Here is a 21,793-nt window from a genome sequence, read left to right on the forward strand (position 1 = left end):
GGGCAGATGGGCTGGATCGTCATGTGAAGGCCTCGCGGATTGCGATGTAGCCGTGGGCGACCTCGGTGGCCCATCGCCAGCCAGCATCGACGCGTAGCCGGATCTGCCTGGCGCCGCGGGTGATCCTGGCGGCGGTGTGCAGGATCATGTACCGGAACGCAGCGATCTCTGCCCGACCGATGGCCGGGTGGTGCTGGTAGGCAATCAGTTTGGTCCAGGTGATCAGGTCGTTGGCGATCATTACTACCTGCAGCCATGCTAGGTTCTCGGCGAATCCTTCGGCGGGGAATCGGGCGAGGCCGGTGGCTTTGGCCTGCCGGATCCGGTCTTCGACCCTGGCATGCTGACGATGGCGCAGCTCCAGGCCCTGGATTTTGTGGTCCACGGTTTCTGGGTCGGTGTCGGTGATGAACGCGGTGACTCGGTGCCCGTCGGCGTCAGTGAAGGACAGCTGAGCCCCAGGATGCGGGCGCTCCTTGCGCAGGATCAGCCGGGTCCCGGCTGGCCAGCTGGTGATGTTCACGTAGTCAGTGGCATCAACCACCCACGCGCCCTCCCGGATTGAGCTGTCGGTGTTGATCGCTGCCTGCCACAGATGGGCGGGGATCTGATCGACCACCTGTTGGACGGGCTGGGTGATGAAGTAGCCGAAAGAGAACTCGACCCCGAGATCCCGGCAGTGGTCAGCGAACGCATGGGAAGCTCCAGCACTGTCGCTGCGCACCAGCACACCAGGACCGCCTTCAACACCAGGACGTACATGTTCTGGCAGGGCTTCGACGGCCTGATCAATCTCAGTGATGTGATCAGCAGCAGTGTTCGCCCCGGCGTTGCCAGGCCGCAGGATCCCGGCCAGGGCCTCACCGCCGCTGATTTCTGGCCGGTCCAGAAACGCCAACAGCGGATGGAAACCGAAGGAGCGTTTCCAGGTGGCGGCGGCGTTCTCTTTCTCTGAGTGGGCAATGCTGATGGTGGCATCAACATCGATCACCAAAGGCCCAGGATCCTCAGCACCAAGGTCAGGCCCGGCACCAGCATCCCAGGCCCTGGCGCGCGCGTCAGTACGCGCTGTCCGGATCGCCGGCAGCCTCTGCTCAGTGACGCGGTCCAGTACTCGCCAGGTGGTGGGCATCGAGGCTACCGGTCCGAAAACATCCTGGCGATCAGTCAACGTCTGGATTCCTGAGATGTTGGTGGCCCCGTCGGCGACCGCGGCCGCCAAATCAGTGAGCACCCGACCCGGGGCGTGCACCGGCAACCCCTTATAGGAGTCCAGAAGCGACTCCGAAAGCCCGGCCACCAGGCCAGTGCGCTCGGCAAGTTCTCGCAGCATCCCGACCCCGGCATGCGACACGACTCCCTCCCCGTCGGCGGAGACTTTCATGCGGCCAGTACCCGGGATACGCTTCACTTTGAGAGTGCCCTCCGACTTGGGGTTTTGGAGCTTCGACAACTCCCATCATCCCAGGTCAGAGCGGCACTCTCGTCTATCTATGGCCTCTCAAACCCTCGTGTCATGAAAGACCCAGGTTAATCCCGGACTCCAAACCCTAAACAGATCACTCCGTCGTACGGCCCGACTAGCATGGGGGCCTCCCCCAAAGCATGCGTGACTCTTTCATGCCACTGTCGTATCGAGTCGGGATCCCCTGCGACGGTCAGTCGGGGTGGATCATCACTTGTGTGCAGTCTCCCGCTAACTCCAGTTCGCCGATAGGCTACGCGGAGTCGTTGCTGATTGAGGGGCAGCTTCGCCGTGGTAGCTGATATTGAATACTCTTGACGCAGAGGTAAGCGATTCTCAGGGAGAGGTGTTAGCTCAACAGCGCTTGAAGTTCCATTAAGCAAAGGCTGTAGAACATCTGGCCTGTGAAAGGTCAGTGTTTTGATTTTTTGGTCCTGGGGTCGCGGCGTATCCGGGAAGAAGTGATCGATAATCGCCTTAGGGAGGTCGCGACCAGTACCGCGAGTTGGGTACATGTTCACTCCAATGTGAGCCCGTGAATTGAGCTCGATAATGACAAAGTCATTATCCTGTTCAGATTGAGGATCTCGGTTCCAAATGACGTCGACGGCGGCCGCAGGCAGGCCTGGAATCGCGGCTATGGCCCGGATAGAAGCTTCCCTGAGGTGTTCTGGCACTAGTTCAGTAACGTCTTCGACGTCTCCTCCAGCGCTGGCGTTTGCTTTTTCCCGTAGCTGAATATGGGCGCCTTCTGCTGGAATTGAGGAGAGCGTCATTTCTCGCCGATTTAGCATCGAACGGACCTCATAGTCCTTTCTGATGAGCCCCGAAGCGAGGAACGGGTTCTTTCTTCGTTCCTGGTTCTTGTCAGCAATCAGTTGGCTTACACTGCGTGTGCCGTCCCCGATTACGTGGGCTGGGATGCGGCGGACAGCTGCTACGAATTTGTCTCCCACAACGTAGATTCGGTAGTCGTCGCCAGAATGGTGGCGTTCAAGGACGACTTTCTGTACGCGCAGTTCATCTACAAGGTGCGTATAACATTCCTCAAGTTGTGATGCGTCTTGAATATTCGCGAAGACTCCTCGGCCACGCGATCCGTGGGATGGTTTGAGGACCACAGGATAACCCAGTTGCCCAGCGCGATCGGCTAATGCTCCGGCAGTCGTTTCCGATGTCCGGAGCTCTTGGGACTTCGGCACGGGTACCCCGGCAGCACGTAGAGACGCGGTCGTCGCGTATTTCGATTCCACAGTGTTGTAGGCGTTGCGCGAGATTTCACTCGAAGCTCGTGAGCGGTCGAAGCGAACGGTGCGGACGCCGTCAGAAAGTTCGAGCTTCCTGCCATTGGGCGCCAGGAGCTTTACGCGCAGGCCGCGCCGCCACGCTTCAAGAGCGATTGTATGACTTGATAACACCCCTGAGCCGAAGGATGAACTGACCACGTCCGGGGTGAAATACTCCGGCCATTCGCGCTCCATAGCGCACTCCTTTTAAAATCATTGGGTCCCTGCAGGGAAGGCCACGACAGGCCTCGTATCTGGATGTCAGCCTATCTTTTCCCCTGTCATATTGGGCGCGCCCCGCCGGGAGTCGATGGCAGCCGGAATATGGTGTGGGTGAACTACCGGATCTTTAGTTGTCATTCAGCAGACTGATGCACGGTGTAAGAGGCTCTTTTTTGCGTTTTCGTGACCAATGGCGACGTACCTGAAGGACTCGACTTGGCTTTGGCACATGCGGTTTTGCACCTGCGTGTCGAGTCCAGGGTTTCGGCACCTTCGAATATCTCGACAGGCCTTCATCGCCGCCTACCTCATCAGTCGCGTTTCGGCCCCACCCACTTTTCAGTCGTGCCATACGAGGGTCCCGCTCTTGGTGGCCATTGCCGTCGTCGGAATGGGTGAGCTTATCGATTCCGCGCAGCGTCCAGGTGTCTCGCCGGCTTCGGGGAGCCGCTCACTGGCGGTCCGCGGGTTGTCCGGGCTCATTCGATTAGCGCCGCCACGGGAACTCGAACTGCAGTCCCGGAGAGTCTGCTGTACAGGAACACTCTGTGAATAACTAGCCGGCGTCCAGGAACAATGTGCATCGTGTACGAATGCTGTCAGCGAATGTTTATCCCATCGCGAAACCGCTCCGGCAGCTCGGCCAGACAGAGCTAACCAATTCCCTGCTGGAACGAGAGTGCCTGGCGTACGGGCTCACCACCCTGCGCACATCACGGCAGAGTTTCATTGCTGAAGACTCCCAGGGGCGTCGTCTGCCCTTCAACAAGAGCGGCACTGTGCTCAGCTCCCGCCCGGCTGCCCCGTTGACCATGGATAAGCACTCCACCAGGATGCTGCTCCAGCAGGTTGGAGTTCCTGCCCCGAAAGGGCGGCTGTTCTCCCAGGAGAGGTTCGCTGAGGCTGCATCCTATGCCGAGGAGATCGGCTATCCCGTCGTCGTGAAGCCGCTGCGGGGCACCCATGGGCGAGGGGTCGTCACCGGAATCTCGGATGAGAAGGAACTGGCTTGGGCCTTCGATAGTCTCGCGAAATCTGCGCATGCACGCGACGATGTCATTCTGGAAGAACACATCGAGGGAGAGGCCTATCGGATTATCGTGCTTGGAGACGAAGTAGTCTCGGCACTGATCAGCCGACGAGGTGCCGTCACCGGCGATGGTGAGAAAACGGTTAGGGAGCTTATCGAGGAACGACAGCAACAGCGGCTGTTGAACCCCCATCTGATGGCACGACCCATTCGAAGGGGGAGCCGGCTGACCCACCTGTTGGCCAGACAAGACGTCACTCTCGATTCCGTCCTGGAGCCCGGCCGGACCGTAGAGATCACCTATGGTTCGAATACCAGCCAGGGTGGTGAACACGCTCAGGTCCTAGACCGTATGCACCCATCGATCCTTGAGGCCAGTGTGGAGTCGGTCAAGGCCCTACCCGGACTCGGGTTCGGAGGTGTTGACTTCATCATTTCCGATATTGAGAAACCTCTCGACCAGCAGCGGGCCGCGATCTGTGAGATCAACTCAATGCCTTCAGTGGATTCACATGAGTACCCCCTTTACGGGGAGCCCATTTCTGTGCCGCGGAAAATGGTGGAGGCCTCCGCCGAGGCTGCAGGAATAAGCCTCCGTGAATATAACCCTCATTTGTCAGTCCACGCTGAAATAGACGCCACTGATAGGAACCCCCGCTACCGGAGGTGGCTGCGACGACAGGCAATGGATCTCGGCCTCGACTGCCGGCTTCGTCCCATCGGGAGCAGAAGAATTAAAGTCGACCTTCAGGGTGGAGCAGAACCTGTCGCAGCATGGCTGGCTTTGAGTATCCACAGCCCCTACGGTCTGGATCCCAAGAAAGTGGAAGTGATTCATGCCTGACACGAAGAAGGCGAAATCCTTGACGAATCCTGCGTCGTTGAACACCGGCCAGTACGATGCTTGGTGCTTGCGAACTGCGATGCTGGCAAGGGGCCTTGCAACCACGAGCATGCCCGGAGACATGGTGTTTGCCCGCGTGGGGGGAGAGGTTGCCTTGGCCTACAAACACCTCGGCTCATATGGCACCACCTACGCCGGGATGGGGCAGGCGCGGTCCCTGCCCCGGACTTGGATGACCGTGGACGCTTCGGGACTGCCTGTCCCTCGATTCCGAACCGTTCCGAAGAATGCGGGCGGAAAAGCGGTGCTGTTCGCCCGGTTGGCCGGGCTACCAGTGCTAGTCTCTTCGCAGTCCGGAAGTCATCGACGAGTTGCGGAGAAGCCGGCAGCGGTTCGCGAAGCAGTCACTGAACTCAACTCAAAGCTTGAGGAGTCCTTACTAGTCTCCACCACACCCGGACACCAGATAGTGCGGATACTGGTGCGGGGTGGAGCCGTATTGGCGGTTGCGGGTGAGAGACGTAAGGAAGAGCTCTCCCTGAACGATCTGGATTCGGGCCTCCAAGAGCTTGCGATTCAAGCGGTTGAAGCGATGCCGGGTCTGGATATGGCCAGTGTGACTCTGGCAGTAGCCACACTGGAGAGTGCCGAGGGCGCGATCCTTGAGAGAGTCAACCACCATCCTCATCTGCGTGAATTTTCTCGAGGGTCACGGCGGGAAGCCCAGCGGCTTGCAGAACGTTTCGTGACGGATGCAGCCGAGGAACGCGGCTTCAGCCTTCCACCTGCCCAGGAGTCTCGGGCTCTTCGAATACGGTTCACCGGGGCCGCCGCCCCTGAACGACTGGGCCTGGGCATCAACGAGTTTGCTGACAGCTTGGGGCTAACTCGCCCGGATGGCGATGCCCGGATCATTCCAGACGGGGCAGAGCTGAACATCGAGGGGCGTCCCAGTGACATCGCCATGCTGGTCACCCGCGCCGGTATTGGGCTGGCCGATGGAGAGTCCGCCCACATGGTGGAGACCTTTGACATGGCGGAGTAGCTCGAGCAGACCGACCCACTTGCCCCGGCATGACAGAAGGGGCGGGTGCCAGTCATTGAGAACTGACACCCGCCCCTTCCTCAAGGTGCGGTGATGAGTCGCTGGTGGAGTTACTCCTTGGCAGCAGGTGCAGCCAGCTCGTAGGCGGTCTCGCCGTGAGCAGCGGAGTCGATACCCTCTTCCTCCACATCGGGCTCCACACGGAAGCCAATCGTCTTGTGCAGGGCCAGACCGATGATGTAAGTCACCACGAAGGTGAACACCAGGGTGACCAGGCATGCGACAGCCTGAGCGATCAGGAGGTCGATGCCACCACCGGTGAGCAGGCCACCGGCGTACTCGAACTCGTCGGCAGCCAGCAGGCTCTCATCGGCGAACAGACCGATCGCGATAGTGCCCCACAGGCCAGCAACGAAGTGCAGACCCACAACATCCAGAGTGTCGTCGTACTTCAGAGTGAACTTCAGGTTCACAGCGATCTGGCAGATGACACCGGAGACGATACCGATGACGATCGCCCAGATCGGAGTCACATAGGCACAGGCCGGAGTGATGGCGACCAGACCAGCAACGATGCCGGATGCAGCACCTGTGGCAGTGGGCTTCTGGCCACGGGCCCACTCAGTGATCAGCCAAGCCACTAGGGCAGCAGCGGGGCAGAGCATAGTGTTGATCCAGTTGATTCCCACCTGGGCGGCGTCGCCGGCCTCACCAACGTTGAAGCCGAACCAACCGAACCACAGGATCGAAGCACCCAGCAGAACCAGCGGCATATTGTGACCGCGGGTCGGGGCGAAGTCACTACGCGGGCCGATCACCAGGACCAGGGCCAGGGCAGCCAGACCGGCGCACATGTGCACCACCAGGCCACCAGCGAAGTCAACAGCCTCACCCACGGCGGAGCCGATGGGGCCGGTGGTCAGCAGGCCATCGCCCCATACCCAGTGGGCCAGGGGAGCGTAGACCAGGGTCATCCAGATCGGAACGAAGATCATCCAGGTGGAGAACTTCGCCCGGTCGGCGATAGCACCGGAGATCAGCGCAGTGGTGATAATCGCGAAGGTCGCACCGAATCCAACCTCCACCAGGGCGTACTGGTCTTCAGAGCCGACCATATCGCTCTGGGCAAAGTTATCCGCGGGGTTGCCGAACAGTGCTCCGACTGATTCGCCGAACGCCATGCTGTCGCCCCACAGGGCCCAGACCAAGGCGACCAGACCCATGGCGGCAAAGCTCATCATCATCATGTTGACCGCGGACTTCGCCTTGGAAAGGCCACCGTAGAACAGGGCCAGGCCAGGGGTCATGAACAGGACCAGGGCACCGGCCACAATGAGCCAGACCACTTCATAAACTTCCATGGTTCCCTCCAGGAAAACTGCTCACCGGTGGCTCTCACCGGTGCGAGCTGGGGACCATGTTTCTCTTAACGTGTTTCGTGCCGAGTGCCCTGATGTTTCAGGAGAGTTAAATCTCTCCTGGGGAATGGGTTATTCCTCCAGGAGAGCATCTACGAATGATTCGGTCTCAAACGGGGCGAGGTCATCAGGTCCCTCGCCGAGACCGATGAGCTTGACCGGAACACCCAGCTGCTTCTGGATAGCGACGACGATACCGCCGCGTGCGGTGCCGTCCAGTTTGGTCAGCACGATGCCAGTGACATCGACAACCTCGGAGAAGACCTTGGCCTGGTTCAGGCCGTTCTGCCCGGTGGTGGCATCCAGCACCAGCAGGACTTCATCCACCTCGGACTTCTTCTCAATGACTCGCTTGACCTTGCCCAGCTCGTCCATGAGGTTGGCCTTGTTCTGCAGTCGCCCTGCAGTATCGACCATCACCACGTCGTATTCGTCCTCGACAGCCTTATCCACGGCTTCAAAGGCCACCGATGCAGGATCAGCGCCCTCCACATCGGAGGAGATGGTCGGAACGCCCACCCGGGAGCCCCAGGTGGTCAGCTGCTCAGCAGCAGCGGCACGGAAAGTATCGGCTGCACCGAGGATCACATCCTTGTCCTCGGCGACCATGACACGGGCCAGCTTGCCCACAGTGGTGGTCTTACCGACACCATTGACGCCGACGACCAGCACCACCGAAGGGCGGCCGGGGGTATCGACATTAAGCTTGCGGTCGAACTCGGGGTCGACCAGCTTGATGAGCTCCTCGCGCAGCAGTGCCTTGACCCGCTCGGGGTCCTTGGAGCCTTCAACCTTGACCCGCTCACGCAGAGTTTCGACCAGCTCGAAGGTGGAATCAGCACCCAGATCGGCAGTCAGCAGGGTCTCTTCGATCTCATCCCAGACGTCGTCGTCGATCTTGTCCTGACTCAGCAGGGCCAGCAGGGATTTGCCAAAGATGTTGTTGGACTTCACCAGCCGGGCGCGCAGCCGCGCCAGACGGGTCCCCACCGGCTCCGGGGTCTCCAGTTCAGGCTCAGCGGTCTCCGGCTCGGCTACCGCATCCTCAGCCTCAACCTCGGGTCGGTCCGCAACCAGGGTGTCTGAACCCTCAGCCTCCGAATCCTCAGCGGCACCAGGCGGAACCTCCTCACCAGTCGGAGCTGCAGTGGGCAAGTCCTGACCGGCGGCGGGCCGCCCCTTGACCAGGAACAGGCCCAGCAGGGACAGCAGAACGACACCAAGGACAATGAACGTAATTAAGACACTGGTTTCCACGCTTCTCAGTCTCCCACACAGTCGTAGTTCGCCAAGGTCACCGCTTGAAGCGGCGGCGAATATTGTTCAGAGCGTTCTTCGCCTGCTGCGCGGCAGGGGAGACCCGGTCCTGAACCCGGTGGATGACACTGGATCCGGTCTCCTGGGCGAGGGCCTCTAAGCGCTCATGGGCGGAGTCGGCGCTCTCAGCGGCAGCCGTGATCGCTGACTCCAACTCCTCGATCCGCGCGTTCTGAGCAGAGATCCGGGCATCGCGCTCAGCCAGCTGGGCGGCCCGCTGCTCAGTGGCCTCCTTCAGCTGGGCCTCCAGCTCAGCCTGTTTGGTCTCCTGATCCTTCAGAGACCCGGAGATCTCCTCCAGAAGATTGACCAGCTGCTCCAGCTCAGCGGTGGTCGGGGTGGCATCCACCGTGGACTCCGCAGCGGTGACCCGCTCCTGCAGGGCCGCGTAGTCGACCTCGCGGACCTCCTCCAGCCGGTTGTACACACTGCGCAGCTCCGCGACCAGATCCTGCTGATGTCCCAGCAGCGCGGTGACCACCTGCTGGGCATTGGTCCCGATATCGGTGGGGACCACGATCTCCTCGGGCTCCTCATCTTCGACGACGACGTCGTCGTCCTCGGACTCGTCCAGATCCTCCTCGGCGGGCAGAGCGGCCTCGGCAGCTGCCGGCTCCTCGGCCTCAGCTGGCTCTACTGGTTCCACTGGCTCCGGTGACTGCGGCTCAGATTCATCTGCCGGCTGGTCAGCTCCGGTGCTGGCAGTCTCTGCCGCGGGGGAGGGTACAGGCGCGGTGGCATCCTCGCTGGAGGACGGGTTTTGGGCCGCTGAAGCTTCTGGGATGGTGTCTTCGGGAACAGTGTCGAAGAGATCCTCATCCGAAAAATCAGCGGGCAGGCTGAAATCCTCCGGTGCTGGTGGGCGGCCCCCAGCAGGGCCCTGGTCCTCATCGCGGTGGTGAGTGTTCTCTGTCATGCCTTCAGTGTCCCCTATGGCGATCTGATGATGTACTACCTGCGGCCGAACAGGATGTCGCTGAAACTGCGCTTATGCCAAGGCGTCTTGGGCTTCGGCGCCCCCGGATGCTGACCGGTCTGCGGCGGGGCATCCTGTCCAGCACCCTGATCCTCACCGACCCGTGCCCGGTCGGCGGCCGGCCTGGCCGCCGGACGGGCAGCAGCAGCCCGAGCCTGGTTCTCCCGCTCAGCAATCCGAGCCGCCACCTCAGGCGGCACCGCGGCTTCACCGATATGGGCCGGAACCTGCAGGCTGCGCATGTCATGGGCAGAAAGAGTCATCAGCCCAGCAACCGGAAAGGTGTTCAGCTGCTCCACGAATTCGGCGCGCTGTCCATAGGAGGCACACCGAGCCCGGTGGGCGGCCGAAAGCGTGATCGGATTCTGTCCACCAGCCGAAACAGACAGGTCGGGATGCCCGCTGAGCGCCCGTCCAGCAGAGCGATGAGCACTCTCAGCGGTTCGCAGATACGCCAGGTGAGTCTGCAGGGCAGAGTGGATCACCGCGGCGTCGGCAGAGGCAGTTTGGCTCACATTGTTACTCTAGAGCTTTGGCAGTTAACCGTCTGGTGTCAGCTTCAAGCTGGGGCTGAACACCGGCGGTGCGAAGAAGACTTCAAACTAGACGAGTCACTAAGGAAGCACACCAGACGTGTTTAATTCCCTCTCCGACCGCCTCACAGCGACGTTTAAGAACCTCCGCGGCAAGGGTCGCCTCACTGAGGCAGATATCGACGGCACCGCCCGCGAGATCCGCCGGGCGCTGCTCGATGCCGATGTTGCCGTGCCCGTGGTCCGCGAGTTCATCGCCCGGATCAAAGCACGCGCGCTGGGCGCCGAGGTTTCCGGGGCGCTGAACCCCGGCCAGCAGGTGGTCAAGATCGTCAACGAGGAGCTGGTGGGCATCCTCGGCGGCCAGACCCGCGAACTGCAGCTGGCCAAGCAGCCGCCGACCATCATCATGCTCGCTGGTCTTCAGGGTGCCGGTAAGACCACCCTGGCCGGCAAGCTGGCCAACCACCTCAAGAGCAAGGGCCACGCCCCACTGCTGGTGGCCTGTGACCTCCAGCGCCCCAATGCGGTCAAACAGCTCCAGGTCGGCGGTGAGCGCGCCGGAGTTCCGGTCTACGCCCCGCATCCTGGCGTCAGCTCCGAGGCCGAGGTGCCCACCGGTGATCCAGTTGCCGTGGCCCGCGACGGTGTCGGCACCGCCCGGGAGAAGCTCCACGATGTGGTCATCATCGATACCGCAGGCCGCCTGGGTGTCGACCAAGAGCTGATGGCCCAGGCTGCCAATATCAAGGCCGCCGTCGGCGCTCACGAGACCCTGTTCGTCATCGACGCGATGATCGGCCAGGACGCGGTCAACACCGCCCAGGCCTTCAACGAAGGTGTGGACTTCACCGGCGTGGTGCTCACCAAGCTCGACGGCGACGCCCGCGGTGGTGCTGCCCTCTCAGTCGCGCAGGTGACCGGCAAACCGGTGATGTATGCCTCCACCGGTGAGGGCCTGAAGGACTTCGAAGTCTTCCACCCCGACCGGATGGCCAAGCGGATCCTGGATATGGGCGACATCCTCAGCCTCATCGAGCAGGCCGAGGCCAACTGGGATAAGGCCGAAGCGGCCAAAATGGCCAAGAAGTTCGCCGACCAGGAGGACTTCACCCTCGAAGACTTCCGCGCCCAGATGCAGCAGATCAAGAAGATGGGCTCGATGAAGAAGCTGCTGGGCATGATGCCCGGAGCTGCCGGTATGCGCCAGCAGCTCGAGCAGTTCGACGACTCCCAGCTGGACCGGGTCGAGGCGATCATCAACTCGATGACCCCGCATGAGCGCAATGCTCCGAAGATCATCAACGGCTCACGCCGTGCCCGTATCGCTAAGGGCTCCGGTGTCCACGTCTCCGAGGTCAACCAGCTGCTGGAGCGCTTCGGGCAGGCCGCGAAGATGATGAAGAAGATGGCCGGTGGCGGCGGCATGCCAGGTGGTATGCCGGGAATGCCCGGTGGCGGAATGCCCGGCATGCCCCCAGGGATGGGCGGTGCCGGTGGCGGCAAGAAGAAAAAGGGCGGCAAACCCAAGAAGCAGAAGGGCAAGTCCGGCAACCCCGCTAAGGCGGCCCAGCAGGCTCGCGAGGCTGAGCAGCGCAGGGCGCAGAAGCAGATGGACGGAGCCAGCTTCGGCGCCGGAGCCAAGGACTTCGACCCGGAGAAGCTCGACCTGCCCAGCGGCTTCGAGAAGTACCTCAAGTAGACGTCTGCGGTGGGTCGCAGCCCCGACACCGGAGGATCCCTTGTGAGGAGCCGACTCCGCCGAAGGCGGATCGGCGAGTGAAGGAGGAGGTGTCGGGCCGGAGGGGCACCCACCGCAACATGCGATACTTCCGTTTATCTGGCAGAATAGGCAGGTACTTTGCTCAGGTTCGGCGGGCACCCTCTACTCTCGCTGATCTGACCAACGTTCAGCGCACCTGCACCAGCTGTTTGCATACCCCCACGCAGCGGATGAGTGCGCACCCCAAGACATAACAGGAGAAACCACACAAGTGGCAGTCAAGATTCGTCTGAAGCGTATGGGCAAGAAGTTTGCCCCCCAGTACCGCGTTGTTGTTGCCGACTCCCGCGCCAAGCGCGACGGTAAGAACATCGAGGAGATCGGCAAGTACCACCCCACCGAGGAGCCCTCGTTCATCGAGATCAACTCCGAGCGGGCACAGTACTGGCTCTCCGTGGGCGCTCAGCCCACCGAGCAGGTCAAGGCACTGCTTAACGTCACCGGTGACTGGCAGAAGTTCAAGGGCATCGACGGCGCCGAGGGCACTCTGAAGACTAAGGCCCCCAAGGAGGAGTTCACCGCTCCCTCCAAGGGATCGGTCATCGTTGAGAAGTCCGAGGAGCCCGCCAAGGAAGAGGCTCCCGCTGAGGAAGCAGCCGCCGAGGCTCCGGCCGAGGAAGCTGCTGAGGAGAACACCGAGGCATGAGCACCGACGCTGCGCTCACTGACGCACTAGAGCACCTGGTCCGCGGGATCGTCGACTCCCCGGAGGAGGTCGATGTCCGCCGCAAGAACGGCCGACGCTACGACACCCTCCAGGTTCGGGTCGACCCCGAGGACCTCGGCCGGGTCATCGGCCGGGCCGGCCGGACCGCCAAGGCTCTGCGTACTGTGGTCGCAGCACTGCCCGGCGGCCATGACGTCCGGGTAGACGTGGTCGACACCGACCGTCGTCGCTGAAAAACCAATGGAAGCCCTGCGCGTAGCGCGCATCGGCAAACCCCACGGCATCCGTGGGGAGGTCACCGTCCAGCTCTACACCGATGAGCCGGAGGCGCGCCTCTCCCCGGGTGCCGTTGTGGTTCGTGAGCCCGGAACTGAGACCCAGGACCAGGCCACCACCCCGCTGACCATCACCTCCCAGCGGTGGAATAAAAAGATCTGCCTCCTCGGATTCGAGGAGATTCCCGACCGGAACGCGGCCGAGGCTCTGCGTGGAACCACCCTCTTTGTGGAGACTCCAGAGACCGCTGAGGGTGAGGATGAGTGGTACTCCCACGAGCTGGAGGGTCTGAGCTGTGTGGACGAGACCGGTGAGCAGCTCGGCGTCGTCGTCGAACTTGTCACCGGCCCCGCCCAGGACCTCCTGGTAGTCCGTACCCCCGCCGGCGAGGAAGTCATGGTTCCCTTTGTGGAGGAACTGGTGCCCGGCATCGACCCCGAGGCCGGACAGATCACCCTGCGCCCACCCGAGGGGCTCTTCCCATGATCCGCTTCCCGATTATGCATAGACCTGTTGACTCTGCAGAGTGGTATAGCTCTATGCAGAGTCAACAACTCTCTGAAGATCAGTGAGGAGTGGGATATGCGGATTGACCTGATCTCCATCTTTCCGGAGTTCTTCGAGGTCCTTGACCTCTCCCTGATCGGCCGGGCCCAGCAGGACCAACTGCTGCAGATCAACCGGCATAACCTGCGGGACTTCACCAACGATAAGCACCGCACCGTGGACTCACCTCCAGCCGGAGGCGGAGCCGGCATGGTCATGAAGCCCGAACCGTGGGCGAAGGCCCTGGAATCGGTGCTCGAAGGCGCCGAGGCCGCAGAGAGCAAGCCCACCCTGATTATCCCCACCCCCTCCGGTGACGTCTTCACCCAGGCCCATGCCGAGGAACTGGCCACCCACCAGCACCTTGTCTTCGCGCCCGGGCGGTTCGAAGGCATCGATGAGCGGGTCACCGACTGGGCTGCAGAACACTTCAACCTGCGCCGGCTGAGCATCGGCGACTACGTCCTCAACGGGGGAGAGGTCGCCACAGTAGTCATGGTCGAGGCGATCACCCGGCTGATCCCCGGCGTCATCGGCAACGATGCCTCCCTCCAAGAGGAATCCCATACCGACGGGCTGCTGGAATACCCCGTCTACACCAAACCGGCTGAATGGCGCGGCCACCAGATCCCCGAGGTCCTGCTCTCAGGAAACCACGCAAAAATCGACCAGTGGCGTCAGGAACAGGCAGAGTCGCGGACCAAACGCATCCGCCCCGACCTCTGGGCCCGCCGTCTGGTGGCAAAGCGGACCCAGAGCGAGTAAGATATACAGCTGTGCCTGCTGGGCGCCGACTCTGCCATAGGGGATAGGTGCCGTACAGACAGGCCCCGGATACCGCGGCCCACCGCCCGGACCGGATACAAGCCTTAAGACCAGCACCGCCAACGCCCACCGGCGCATCAGGCGGTCCGGGTCCCTGACATCGAGGTGTTGACCTGTGGCAGCGCCTGCGAAGGAGAACAATGCAGAAGCTCGATTTCGTCGACGCAGCAAACCTGCGCAATGACGTCCCCGATTTCGCCCCCGGTGACACCGTGAACGTTCACGTGAACATCGTTGAGGGTAAGACCACCCGTGTCCAGGTGTTCAAGGGCTATGTGCTCGGCCGCCAGGGCGGCGGTGTCCGCGAGACCTTCACCGTGCGCAAGGTGTCCTTCGGTGTCGGCGTGGAGCGTACCTTCCCGGTGCACTCCCCGGTGATCGAGAAGATCGAGGTCGTCGCCCGCGGTGACGTCCGCCGCGCCAAGCTGTACTACATGCGCGACCGCCACGGTAAGGCAGCCCGCATCAAGGAGAAGCGTGAGTCCCAGGTGGCTCGCGCCCTGGGTAAGGATGTTGAGGAAACCGTCGAGGCTTCCTAACCTCCTCGCATACCCACATACGCTGTGACACGACGCCGACGCTGGATTATCAGTGTCGGCGTCGTTGTCGTATTAGCTCTGGTGATCAGCACACTGGTGCGGGTCTACGCGGTGGATATCTACACCGTGAACCAGGAATCCATGGAACCCACCCTCGGGGACGGGGAACGAGTCCTGGTCGCCAAGTCCTACCCCGAGGAGGATGAACCCGCCCGTGGGGACATCGTCATCTTCGATGGCGAAGGGTCCTTCACCCCCTACCGCGGCGGCCCCAGTCTTGAACGGGCCCTGGAGAGGGCCGGGCACTGGATCGGCATCGGCTCACCCCCAGATGTCTACGTCAAACGGGTCATCGGTATCGGCGGCGACCGGGTCGTCTGCTGTGATGACCAGGGACAGATGAGCGTCAACGGTGAACCCCTGGACGAGGATTACCTTGCCGAAAGCCCCAGCCCGGACACACCAGCATCTGAGCTCAGTTTTGAGGCTGAGGTCCCGGAGGGCAGAATCTGGGTGATGGGCGATAATCGGGAGGACTCCGTAGACTCCCGTGCGCTGCTGGGCGCCCCCGGCGGCGGTATGATCAGCCAGGAGCGCATCATCGGGGAAGTGACCCAAGTGGTCTGGCCCTGGGGTGATCGGCGCGATATCGAAGGAGGCAGGCAGTGACCGCTGCAGACAACGACGCCGCCATCCCACCCGAAGAGCCCCAGGCCAGCGGGAAGCGGGGCAAGAAGAAACGGCACTGGGCCGTCTCCTTCCTCATCGAACTCGGCGTCATCGTCGGTCTGGCCGTGGTGATCTCCTTCATCATCAAGACCTTCTTCCTCAGGGCGTTCTACATCCCCTCAGAATCCATGCAGCCCACCCTCGAGGTCGATGACCGGATCGTGGTCAACCTCCTAGCCCCAGGGGTGATGGACATCCACCGCGGTGACGTTGTGGTCTTCGAAGACACCCGCAACTGGTGGGGCGAACCGGCACCGGAGACCAATCCCATCCAGGACGCGATGATCTTCATCGGCCTGGCACCGGATACCTCCTCGCACTACGTGGTCAAGCGCGTGGTGGGACTCGAAGGCGACCAGGTGCAGTGCTGTGACGACCAGGGACGCATCCTGGTCAACGGTGAACCCATCGAGGAGCCCTATGTCTTCCCGGGCAATGACCCCAGCTCGGTGGAATTCGATGTGACCGTGCCTGAGGATCATGTCTGGCTGCTGGGTGACCACCGGGCAGCCTCCGCCGATTCCCGCTCCCACGCCCATGAGCCCGACCAGGGCGCGGTGCCTGAGGAAGATGTGATCGGCCGGACCCTGAGCATCGTCTGGCCAGTGGACCGTTGGGGCGGTGGCGGTTCCGACCGTGAGCCCTTCGAGCACGTTCCAGATCCGCAGTGAGCCCGGCAGCAACACCGGCAACCCTGCTTCCTGAACTGGCACTGGCCCGGGAGACCGGCGCGCGACTGATCGCTGGGGTCGACGAGGTGGGTCGAGGTGCTCTGGCCGGACCGGTGAGTATCGGGGTCGTCGTCGTCGATCTCGATGCGCTGCCCGAAGAGGTCAAACCTGCCGGAGTGTGGACGAAGCTCGACGGCGTCCGGGACTCCAAACTTCTCACTCCCGCTGCCCGCACCCGGTGGCACCCCCAGATCTGCGAACACGCCTCAGCCTTCAGTGTTCAGCACAGCGGCCCCGAGACCATTGATGCCGAGGGCCTGACCCGGGCGATGAGTGCGGCCGGCCGGGCCGGACTCACCGAGGTGGAACGGCAGCTGGGCCGGGAATTGGACATGGTGATCCTCGATGGGATCCACGACTGGATCACCGGGGGAGCCAGCCCGCGGGTGCGCACCATGGCCAAGGCAGATACCCGGGCGCTCTCGGTGGCCTGCGCCTCGGTGCTGGCCAAAGTTGAACGCGATGAGCTGATGACCGAACTCGACAGCGAATACCCGCAGTTCGGCTGGGCCTCCAATAAGGGCTACGGTTCCGCCGCCCACCGGGAGGCCATCCGCCTAGGCGGCCCCAGCGTGCACCATCGGCGAAGCTGGAACTTGGGCTAACCAGTTTTCCCCAGATGAGGGCTGGGGGTTGAGGGCGCGCCGGTGTCTCCACAGCTCGGAGAATTTCTCACCTCCTCAGTAAGGCGGCCCAGCATGCTGGAGGTCTTCCGAAGGCGAGAGGACACCCATGCGAGCCAAAGACCACACCGGCCTCATCGGTGAGGAGAAAGCCGCCGACTTCCTCCAGGAAGCCGGCCACCGGATCCTGGACCGAAGATGGCGGTGTAAAACCGGTGAACTGGACCTGGTCACCCTCCACGACGGCGAGCTGGTCGCCGTAGAAGTCAAAACCCGCCGCGGACTCGGCTACGGCCACCCCCTGGAAGCCGTCACCGCCCAGAAACTCCAACGACTCCAGCGGCTGATCACCGAATACGCCTCAGCCCATAACATGTGGGCGCTGCCTCGCCGGGTCGATGCTGTCTCCGTGCTGCTGGGCAGTCCTCAGCACAGCGGGGACGAGGAGGTCCTTGAACTGGACTATCTCAAGGACCTACGGGGATGAGCACCACGACAGCCCCAACTGAGGACGCAACGTCCACGATGGGCAGAGCCCGTTCGGTGGTCCTGGTCGGGATGACGGGATATGTCATCGAGGTCGAGGCAGATATCGGACAGACGCTGCCGGCATTCGTTCTGCTCGGACTGCCCGATGCCGCGCTGCGAGAAAGCCAGGACCGGATCCGCTCGGCAGCCAAGAACACGGGGCTTGACCTTCCCCGGCGCCGGTTGACCGTTAACCTCTTCCCGGCCTCACTGCCGAAGTCCGGCTCCGGACTGGATTTGGCCATCCTGGTCAGCGCATGGGCCGCTGATGGCCACCTCAGGGGCACCTCCGATGTGGTCTTCCTGGCCGAACTGGGCCTCGACGGAAGACTCAGACCGGTCAAGGGCGTGCTGCCGGCCCTTGCAGCAGCTGCCGAGGCTGGCATCAACACCGCGGTGGTCTGCCCTGAAAACGCCGCTGAGGCCGCCCTGGTCCCAGGAATGGAGATCCTGGCCGCCGCTCACGCCGCCGAAGTGGCAGCCCACTTCTACTCCCCGGAGGCCGAGGAACCAGCGCCTGCCAGCGACCAACCCATCCAACGAATCCTCGGTGGGGACACCAGCCAAGCCCCGCCTCCGGCACCGGCTCAGCAGAAGGATCTGGCCGAAGTCCGTGGACAGGCTGAGGCGCGGTTCGCCCTGGAGCTGGCAGCGGCCGGCGGACACCATATGATGCTCCTCGGAGCCCCAGGAGCAGGCAAGACCATGCTGGCCGAACGCCTGCCCAGTATCCTGCCGCCGCTGGACGAAACAGAGGCCATGGAGGCAACCGCAATAGCCTCCATCAGCCAGGGTGCTCAACCGGTGACCCATCTGCTGCGCAACCGGCCCTTCGAAGCCCCTCACCACAGTGCCTCCACACCAGCGATCGTTGGCGGGGGAACCAGAATCCCCGCACCGGGAGCGGTCACCAGGGCACATCTGGGCGTACTGTTCTTAGACGAAGCCCCCGAATTCCAACGGCGAGCCCTGGACTCCCTGCGCCAACCCCTGGAGACCGGCATCATCACCCTGGACCGCGCAGCCGGCCAGGTCACCTACCCCGCCCAGTTCCAACTGGTCCTGGCCGCCAACCCCTGCCCCTGCGGCATGAACATCGGTCCAGGGACCCACTGCAGCTGTTCAGTGGCCCAGCGCCGCAACTACCTCAGCCGGATCTCCGGGCCCCTGCTGGACCGGATCGATATCCAGATCCAGGTACACAGGCCCCAGTCAGCAGCCCTAGCCCTGGAAACAGCAGCAGAATCCTCTGCCGAGGTGGCAGCCCGAGTCATCCAGGCTCGCCACCAGCAGGCAGAACGTCTCGGACCCCATGGGCTCAGGCTCAACAGCCAAGCGCCCCTGAAACTGCTCTCCTCCAACCTGCGGCTGGCGGGCAGAACCCTGCGAGCCCTCGACCACGCCCTGGACCGGGCCCAGATATCCCTGCGCGGCTACGTCCGGGTCCTACGGATCGCCTGGACCCTGGCAGATATCAGCGGCAAACCTCAGCCGGAGGCCGATGACATCGATGCCGCCATGCACCTGCGGCCATCCGGGGACCGCCCCTAGAGGAAAGACCATGACACACTCCACAGAACTTCAGCAGCTACGCCTCATCCGTGCTGACCTCAGCCGCCTGATCGAACCAGGAGACCTCCTCGGGGCCACCGCAGTACAGGCCCTAGGTCCAGGGGAGCTGCATCGCCTGATCACCGGTGGGACAAACCCCACAGCCCAACAACAGCAGAAAGTAGGGGAGACCGCCGAAGCCTCCGGGCTCGGTCCTCGGCAGCGAAGCCTGGAGCAGGGTCTTGCCAGATGGCGCACCCGACTGGGTCAGCTCAATGCTGCTGAGCAGCTGCGTGCCATCGGCAGACTCAGCGGCGGGCTACTCATCCCCGAAGACGAGGCCTGGCCCCAGCAGCTGGAAGACCTCCACCCCGGCCAGCCCCTGGCACTCTGGTACCGCGGGGAGCCCAGCCTGAGGTGTCTGCCACAGCCAGGGCGGAGCATCGCCTTGGTCGGGGCCCGGGAGATGACCGACTACGGCGGCCGGATCGCCTGGGAAATCGCCGCCGAGCTGGCCGGCCATGGACTCACCGTCCTCTCCGGCGGTGCCTATGGGATCGACGCCGCCGCCCACCGCGGAGCCCTCAACCGAGCCCAAGAATGCCCACGATCGCCAACATTGGCGGTCCTGGCCGGGGGAGTGGACCGCCTCTATCCAGCAGGCAACGAAAAACTGCTGCGCCAGATCCAGGAGCACGGACTGCTGCTCAGCGAGATGGCACCGGGATCAGCCCCGACCAAATCCCGCTTCCTCCACCGCAACCGGCTCATCGCAGCACTTGCCGCAGCAACAGTTGTCGTCCAAGCCCGCTGGCGCTCCGGAGCGCTTTCTACCGCTAACCACGCACTGAATATCGGAAGAGCAGTCGGTGCCGTCCCAGGCAGCATCCTCGAACCCGCCTCCGCAGGCTGCCACCGCCTGCTCCAAGAGACCCCAGCCCGACTGATCACCGATGCAGCAGATGCCGCCCAGCTGATCAGCGGGCACCTCGAACCTACCCACGCCCAGAACGGGGAGCCGGCCCCCACAGAGGAAGAGAAGGAGCCGGCCCAAGACCAGCTCACCGAGGTTCAGGACAGAATCTTCGACGCCCTGCCGGTGCGCAAATACACTGCCCCCGGCAAATTGGCCGAGGTAGCGGGACTGCCCATTCCGACTGTGCTGACCACCTTGACCAAACTGCAGAGACTCAACCTCGCCGAGGCAGCTAATGGGCATTGGCGCAAAGGCCGCTAAGGTGATGCACATGGAGCAGGCCCCAGGGCAACAGGACACCGACCCGCTGGTCGAGGAATTCGCCGCACATCTTTCCGACCAGCGACGGCTCTCTGCCCATACCGTCCGCGGCTACATCTCGGATCTGACCCAGCTGAGCGAGCATACCGGGGGACTGGCCCGACTCAGCCTCGCCGGTCTGCGCACCTGGCTGGCCGATCTGCACGCTGCCGGACTCAGCCGCAGCACCCTGAACCGCAAAACAGCCTCAGCCAGAGCCTTCAGCACATGGGCCCACCAACGGGGTTACCTCAGCGAAGACCCCGCCGTCCGGCTGAAATCTGCACCCCGAGGAAGCCATCTGCCCGATGTCCTGCAATCCGGACACGTCGAGGACCTCACCAACGGGGCCCAACAGATGCGCATGGCCTACGAGAAGATCAAAGACGAAGATCTCCCCGGCTGGGCAGTGGCCGTCCGGGATGAGGCCATGATCGAACTGCTCTATGCCACCGGCATCCGCGTCTCCGAACTGGCAGGGTTGGACCGGGAAGCACTGGATCCCGCCCAGCGGATGGTGCGGGTGCTGGGCAAAGGGCGTAAAGAACGCATGGTGCCCTACGGTGCTCCAGCCCAAGAAGCCCTCAACCGCTGGATCACCGAAGCCCGACCCGTGCTGGAACAGCCCCACTCCGGTGAGGCACTGTTCATCGGACAACGCGGAGCCCGCATTAACGTCAGGGTGGTGCGCAAAGTCATCGACGAGGCGCTCGCCGGACTCGGCACCACCTCGGCTCGCGGCCCCCATGCTCTACGCCATACAGCAGCCACCCACCTCCTGGACGGCGGCGCTGATCTCAGAACTGTCCAAGAAATGCTGGGCCATGCCTCCCTGGCCACGACCCAGATCTACACCCACGTCTCCGTGGACCGGCTGACCAAGGCCTACGCACAAGCGCACCCACGCGCCTGAGCCACGGCGGCAACCGCGCCTGGCCGCCCCAGATTTCCGGTCCCATCAGCCCTGAATGGGGTCGATGCTAAGATTGAACCGCATTCACCACACGGAATCGTGATCGGTCGTAGGGGAAGACGTACCGAGACGCGAACAGTGGAGGATGGATATGTCTGAATACGCAGCCAGGGGTGTCCTGCACATCCACTCGGCACCCAGCGCCCTCTGCCCACATGTCGAATGGGCAGTGGCCTCAGCTGTTGATGCCCGAGTGGACTTTGCTTGGACCCTTCAACCTGCTGCGCCCGGAACCCACCGGGCCGAACTGCAGTGGACCGGAACACCGGGCCTGGGAGCCAAACTGGCCTCCACCCTGCGCACCCTGGGCCACCTGCGTTTCGAGATCACCGAGGACCCCACCCCAGGGATCGACGGCTCCCGGTGGTCGCATACCCCCGAGCTGGGTATCTTCCACGCCACTGTCGACAACGCCGGCAACATCATGGTCTCCGAGGACCGCATCCGCTACGCCTATGAACTTGGCGCAGGCGATCCCAACATCATGTACCAGGAGCTGTCTCTGGCCCTAGGGGAAGCATGGGATGAAGAACTCGAACCCTTCCGGCACGCCGCCGAAGGAGCCCCCGTACGCTGGCTCAGCAGCGCTGCAGTCTAGCCCCGCGGTCAA

General features: G+C 62.9%; 22 protein-coding genes. 16 read left to right on the forward strand and 6 right to left on the reverse strand.

The annotated features are described in order from the left end of the window. Positions 1-19: 19 nt before the first annotated feature. Entirely contained in the window at positions 20-1,411 is a 1,392-nt protein-coding gene (locus tag HGQ17_RS08645; RefSeq protein ID WP_407670768.1) for an IS1380 family transposase, read from the reverse strand. Positions 1,412-1,530: 119 nt separating this feature from the next. Beyond that, positions 1,531-2,946, reverse strand: coding sequence for an ATP-binding protein (locus tag HGQ17_RS08650; protein ID WP_168887554.1), 1,416 nt, complete (start codon positions 2,944-2,946; stop codon positions 1,531-1,533). Positions 2,947-3,785: 839 nt separating this feature from the next. On the opposite strand from HGQ17_RS08650, the gene HGQ17_RS08655 reads away from it, so the two are divergent. Both HGQ17_RS08655 and HGQ17_RS08660 read left to right on the forward strand, forming a co-directional pair. Beyond that, the gene (locus HGQ17_RS08655) at positions 3,786-4,847 is read left to right on the forward strand and encodes an ATP-binding protein (RefSeq protein WP_267873180.1); all 1,062 of its coding nucleotides are present in this window, start codon (positions 3,786-3,788) and stop codon (positions 4,845-4,847) included. Then, on the forward strand, positions 4,840-5,892 hold the full coding sequence (locus tag HGQ17_RS08660) for an ATP-grasp domain-containing protein (RefSeq protein ID WP_168887556.1): 1,053 nt from the start codon (positions 4,840-4,842) through the stop codon (positions 5,890-5,892). Before HGQ17_RS08655 ends, HGQ17_RS08660 begins: the two co-directional genes overlap by 8 nt. Before the next feature lie 110 nt (positions 5,893-6,002). Here the strand turns inward: HGQ17_RS08660 and HGQ17_RS08665 are convergent, their stop codons facing one another. From HGQ17_RS08665 to HGQ17_RS08680, 4 genes are all read right to left on the reverse strand, one after another. After that, a complete protein-coding gene (locus HGQ17_RS08665) occupies positions 6,003-7,253 on the reverse strand; it encodes an ammonium transporter (RefSeq protein WP_168887557.1) in 1,251 nt (416 codons plus the stop codon). Between the two features lie 129 nt (positions 7,254-7,382). Further along, positions 7,383-8,567, reverse strand: a complete 1,185-nt coding sequence (gene ftsY / locus HGQ17_RS08670; RefSeq protein WP_324615230.1) for a signal recognition particle-docking protein FtsY — start codon at positions 8,565-8,567, stop codon at positions 7,383-7,385. 37 nt (positions 8,568-8,604) lie between these two features. Beyond that, positions 8,605-9,543, reverse strand: a complete 939-nt coding sequence (locus HGQ17_RS08675; protein WP_168887558.1) for a DUF2730 family protein — start codon at positions 9,541-9,543, stop codon at positions 8,605-8,607. Positions 9,544-9,578: 35 nt separating this feature from the next. Further along, a complete protein-coding gene (locus HGQ17_RS08680) occupies positions 9,579-10,118 on the reverse strand; it encodes a hypothetical protein (protein WP_168887559.1) in 540 nt (179 codons plus the stop codon). 118 nt (positions 10,119-10,236) lie between these two features. Here HGQ17_RS08680 and ffh point away from each other — a divergent pair, with 118 nt between their 5' ends. From ffh to HGQ17_RS08750, 14 genes are all read left to right on the forward strand, one after another. Continuing rightward, the gene (ffh, locus tag HGQ17_RS08685) at positions 10,237-11,838 is read left to right on the forward strand and encodes a signal recognition particle protein (RefSeq protein ID WP_168887560.1); all 1,602 of its coding nucleotides are present in this window, start codon (positions 10,237-10,239) and stop codon (positions 11,836-11,838) included. Positions 11,839-12,130: 292 nt separating this feature from the next. Further along, positions 12,131-12,565: a 30S ribosomal protein S16 gene (rpsP, locus tag HGQ17_RS08690; RefSeq protein ID WP_168887561.1), complete on the forward strand. Its 435-nt coding sequence runs from the start codon at positions 12,131-12,133 to the stop codon at positions 12,563-12,565. After that, complete coding sequence (locus HGQ17_RS08695) at positions 12,562-12,819, forward strand: RNA-binding protein (protein ID WP_168887562.1); 258 nt, start codon at positions 12,562-12,564, stop codon at positions 12,817-12,819. Before rpsP ends, HGQ17_RS08695 begins: the two co-directional genes overlap by 4 nt. A gap of 7 nt (positions 12,820-12,826) precedes the next feature. Next, the gene (gene rimM, locus HGQ17_RS08700) at positions 12,827-13,348 is read left to right on the forward strand and encodes a ribosome maturation factor RimM (RefSeq protein ID WP_168887563.1); all 522 of its coding nucleotides are present in this window, start codon (positions 12,827-12,829) and stop codon (positions 13,346-13,348) included. A 96-nt stretch (positions 13,349-13,444) separates the two neighbouring features. Continuing rightward, positions 13,445-14,173 carry a tRNA (guanosine(37)-N1)-methyltransferase TrmD gene (gene trmD / locus HGQ17_RS08705; RefSeq protein WP_168887564.1) on the forward strand — a complete coding sequence of 243 codons (729 nt, stop codon included), beginning with the start codon at positions 13,445-13,447 and terminating at the stop codon, positions 14,171-14,173. Between the two features lie 200 nt (positions 14,174-14,373). After that, a complete protein-coding gene (gene rplS, locus HGQ17_RS08710; protein ID WP_168887565.1) occupies positions 14,374-14,772 on the forward strand; it encodes a 50S ribosomal protein L19 in 399 nt (132 codons plus the stop codon). 24 nt (positions 14,773-14,796) lie between these two features. After that, a complete protein-coding gene (gene lepB / locus HGQ17_RS08715; protein WP_324615231.1) occupies positions 14,797-15,441 on the forward strand; it encodes a signal peptidase I in 645 nt (214 codons plus the stop codon). After that, entirely contained in the window at positions 15,438-16,172 is a 735-nt protein-coding gene (gene lepB / locus HGQ17_RS08720; protein ID WP_168887566.1) for a signal peptidase I, read from the forward strand. Before lepB (HGQ17_RS08715) ends, lepB (HGQ17_RS08720) begins: the two co-directional genes overlap by 4 nt. Further along, positions 16,169-16,837, forward strand: a complete 669-nt coding sequence (locus HGQ17_RS08725) for a ribonuclease HII (protein ID WP_168887567.1) — start codon at positions 16,169-16,171, stop codon at positions 16,835-16,837. Before lepB (HGQ17_RS08720) ends, HGQ17_RS08725 begins: the two co-directional genes overlap by 4 nt. Positions 16,838-16,964: 127 nt before the next feature. After that, entirely contained in the window at positions 16,965-17,342 is a 378-nt protein-coding gene (locus HGQ17_RS08730) for a YraN family protein (protein WP_168887568.1), read from the forward strand. Continuing rightward, positions 17,339-18,934: a YifB family Mg chelatase-like AAA ATPase gene (locus HGQ17_RS08735; protein WP_168887569.1), complete on the forward strand. Its 1,596-nt coding sequence runs from the start codon at positions 17,339-17,341 to the stop codon at positions 18,932-18,934. Before HGQ17_RS08730 ends, HGQ17_RS08735 begins: the two co-directional genes overlap by 4 nt. Positions 18,935-18,944: 10 nt before the next feature. After that, the gene (dprA, locus tag HGQ17_RS08740; protein WP_168887570.1) at positions 18,945-20,171 is read left to right on the forward strand and encodes a DNA-processing protein DprA; all 1,227 of its coding nucleotides are present in this window, start codon (positions 18,945-18,947) and stop codon (positions 20,169-20,171) included. A 10-nt stretch (positions 20,172-20,181) separates the two neighbouring features. Beyond that, entirely contained in the window at positions 20,182-21,123 is a 942-nt protein-coding gene (locus tag HGQ17_RS08745; RefSeq protein ID WP_324615233.1) for a tyrosine recombinase XerC, read from the forward strand. Positions 21,124-21,274: 151 nt separating this feature from the next. Continuing rightward, positions 21,275-21,781 carry a DUF3145 domain-containing protein gene (locus HGQ17_RS08750; RefSeq protein ID WP_168887572.1) on the forward strand — a complete coding sequence of 169 codons (507 nt, stop codon included), beginning with the start codon at positions 21,275-21,277 and terminating at the stop codon, positions 21,779-21,781. The last annotated feature ends 12 nt before the right edge of the window (positions 21,782-21,793 follow it).

It is taken from the genome of Nesterenkonia sedimenti (genome assembly GCF_012641515.1).
GTDB lineage: Bacteria > Actinomycetota > Actinomycetes > Actinomycetales > Micrococcaceae > Nesterenkonia > Nesterenkonia sedimenti.

Coding starts and splice junctions, on each gene's coding strand:
- trmD (WP_168887564.1), top strand. CDS start 13,445: ATGCGGATTGACCTGATCTCCATCTTTCCGGAGTTCTTCGAGGTCCTT.
- dprA (WP_168887570.1), top strand. CDS start 18,945: ATGACACACTCCACAGAACTTCAGCAGCTACGCCTCATCCGTGCTGAC.
- HGQ17_RS08745 (WP_324615233.1), top strand. CDS start 20,182: ATGGAGCAGGCCCCAGGGCAACAGGACACCGACCCGCTGGTCGAGGAA.
- HGQ17_RS08695 (WP_168887562.1), top strand. CDS start 12,562: ATGAGCACCGACGCTGCGCTCACTGACGCACTAGAGCACCTGGTCCGC.
- HGQ17_RS08730 (WP_168887568.1), top strand. CDS start 16,965: ATGCGAGCCAAAGACCACACCGGCCTCATCGGTGAGGAGAAAGCCGCC.
- rplS (WP_168887565.1), top strand. CDS start 14,374: ATGCAGAAGCTCGATTTCGTCGACGCAGCAAACCTGCGCAATGACGTC.
- rimM (WP_168887563.1), top strand. CDS start 12,827: ATGGAAGCCCTGCGCGTAGCGCGCATCGGCAAACCCCACGGCATCCGT.
- HGQ17_RS08750 (WP_168887572.1), top strand. CDS start 21,275: ATGTCTGAATACGCAGCCAGGGGTGTCCTGCACATCCACTCGGCACCC.
- HGQ17_RS08665 (WP_168887557.1), bottom strand. CDS start 7,253: ATGGAAGTTTATGAAGTGGTCTGGCTCATTGTGGCCGGTGCCCTGGTC.
- HGQ17_RS08650 (WP_168887554.1), bottom strand. CDS start 2,946: ATGGAGCGCGAATGGCCGGAGTATTTCACCCCGGACGTGGTCAGTTCA.
- HGQ17_RS08675 (WP_168887558.1), bottom strand. CDS start 9,543: ATGACAGAGAACACTCACCACCGCGATGAGGACCAGGGCCCTGCTGGG.
- HGQ17_RS08735 (WP_168887569.1), top strand. CDS start 17,339: ATGAGCACCACGACAGCCCCAACTGAGGACGCAACGTCCACGATGGGC.
- HGQ17_RS08660 (WP_168887556.1), top strand. CDS start 4,840: ATGCCTGACACGAAGAAGGCGAAATCCTTGACGAATCCTGCGTCGTTG.
- HGQ17_RS08655 (WP_267873180.1), top strand. CDS start 3,786: ATGGATAAGCACTCCACCAGGATGCTGCTCCAGCAGGTTGGAGTTCCT.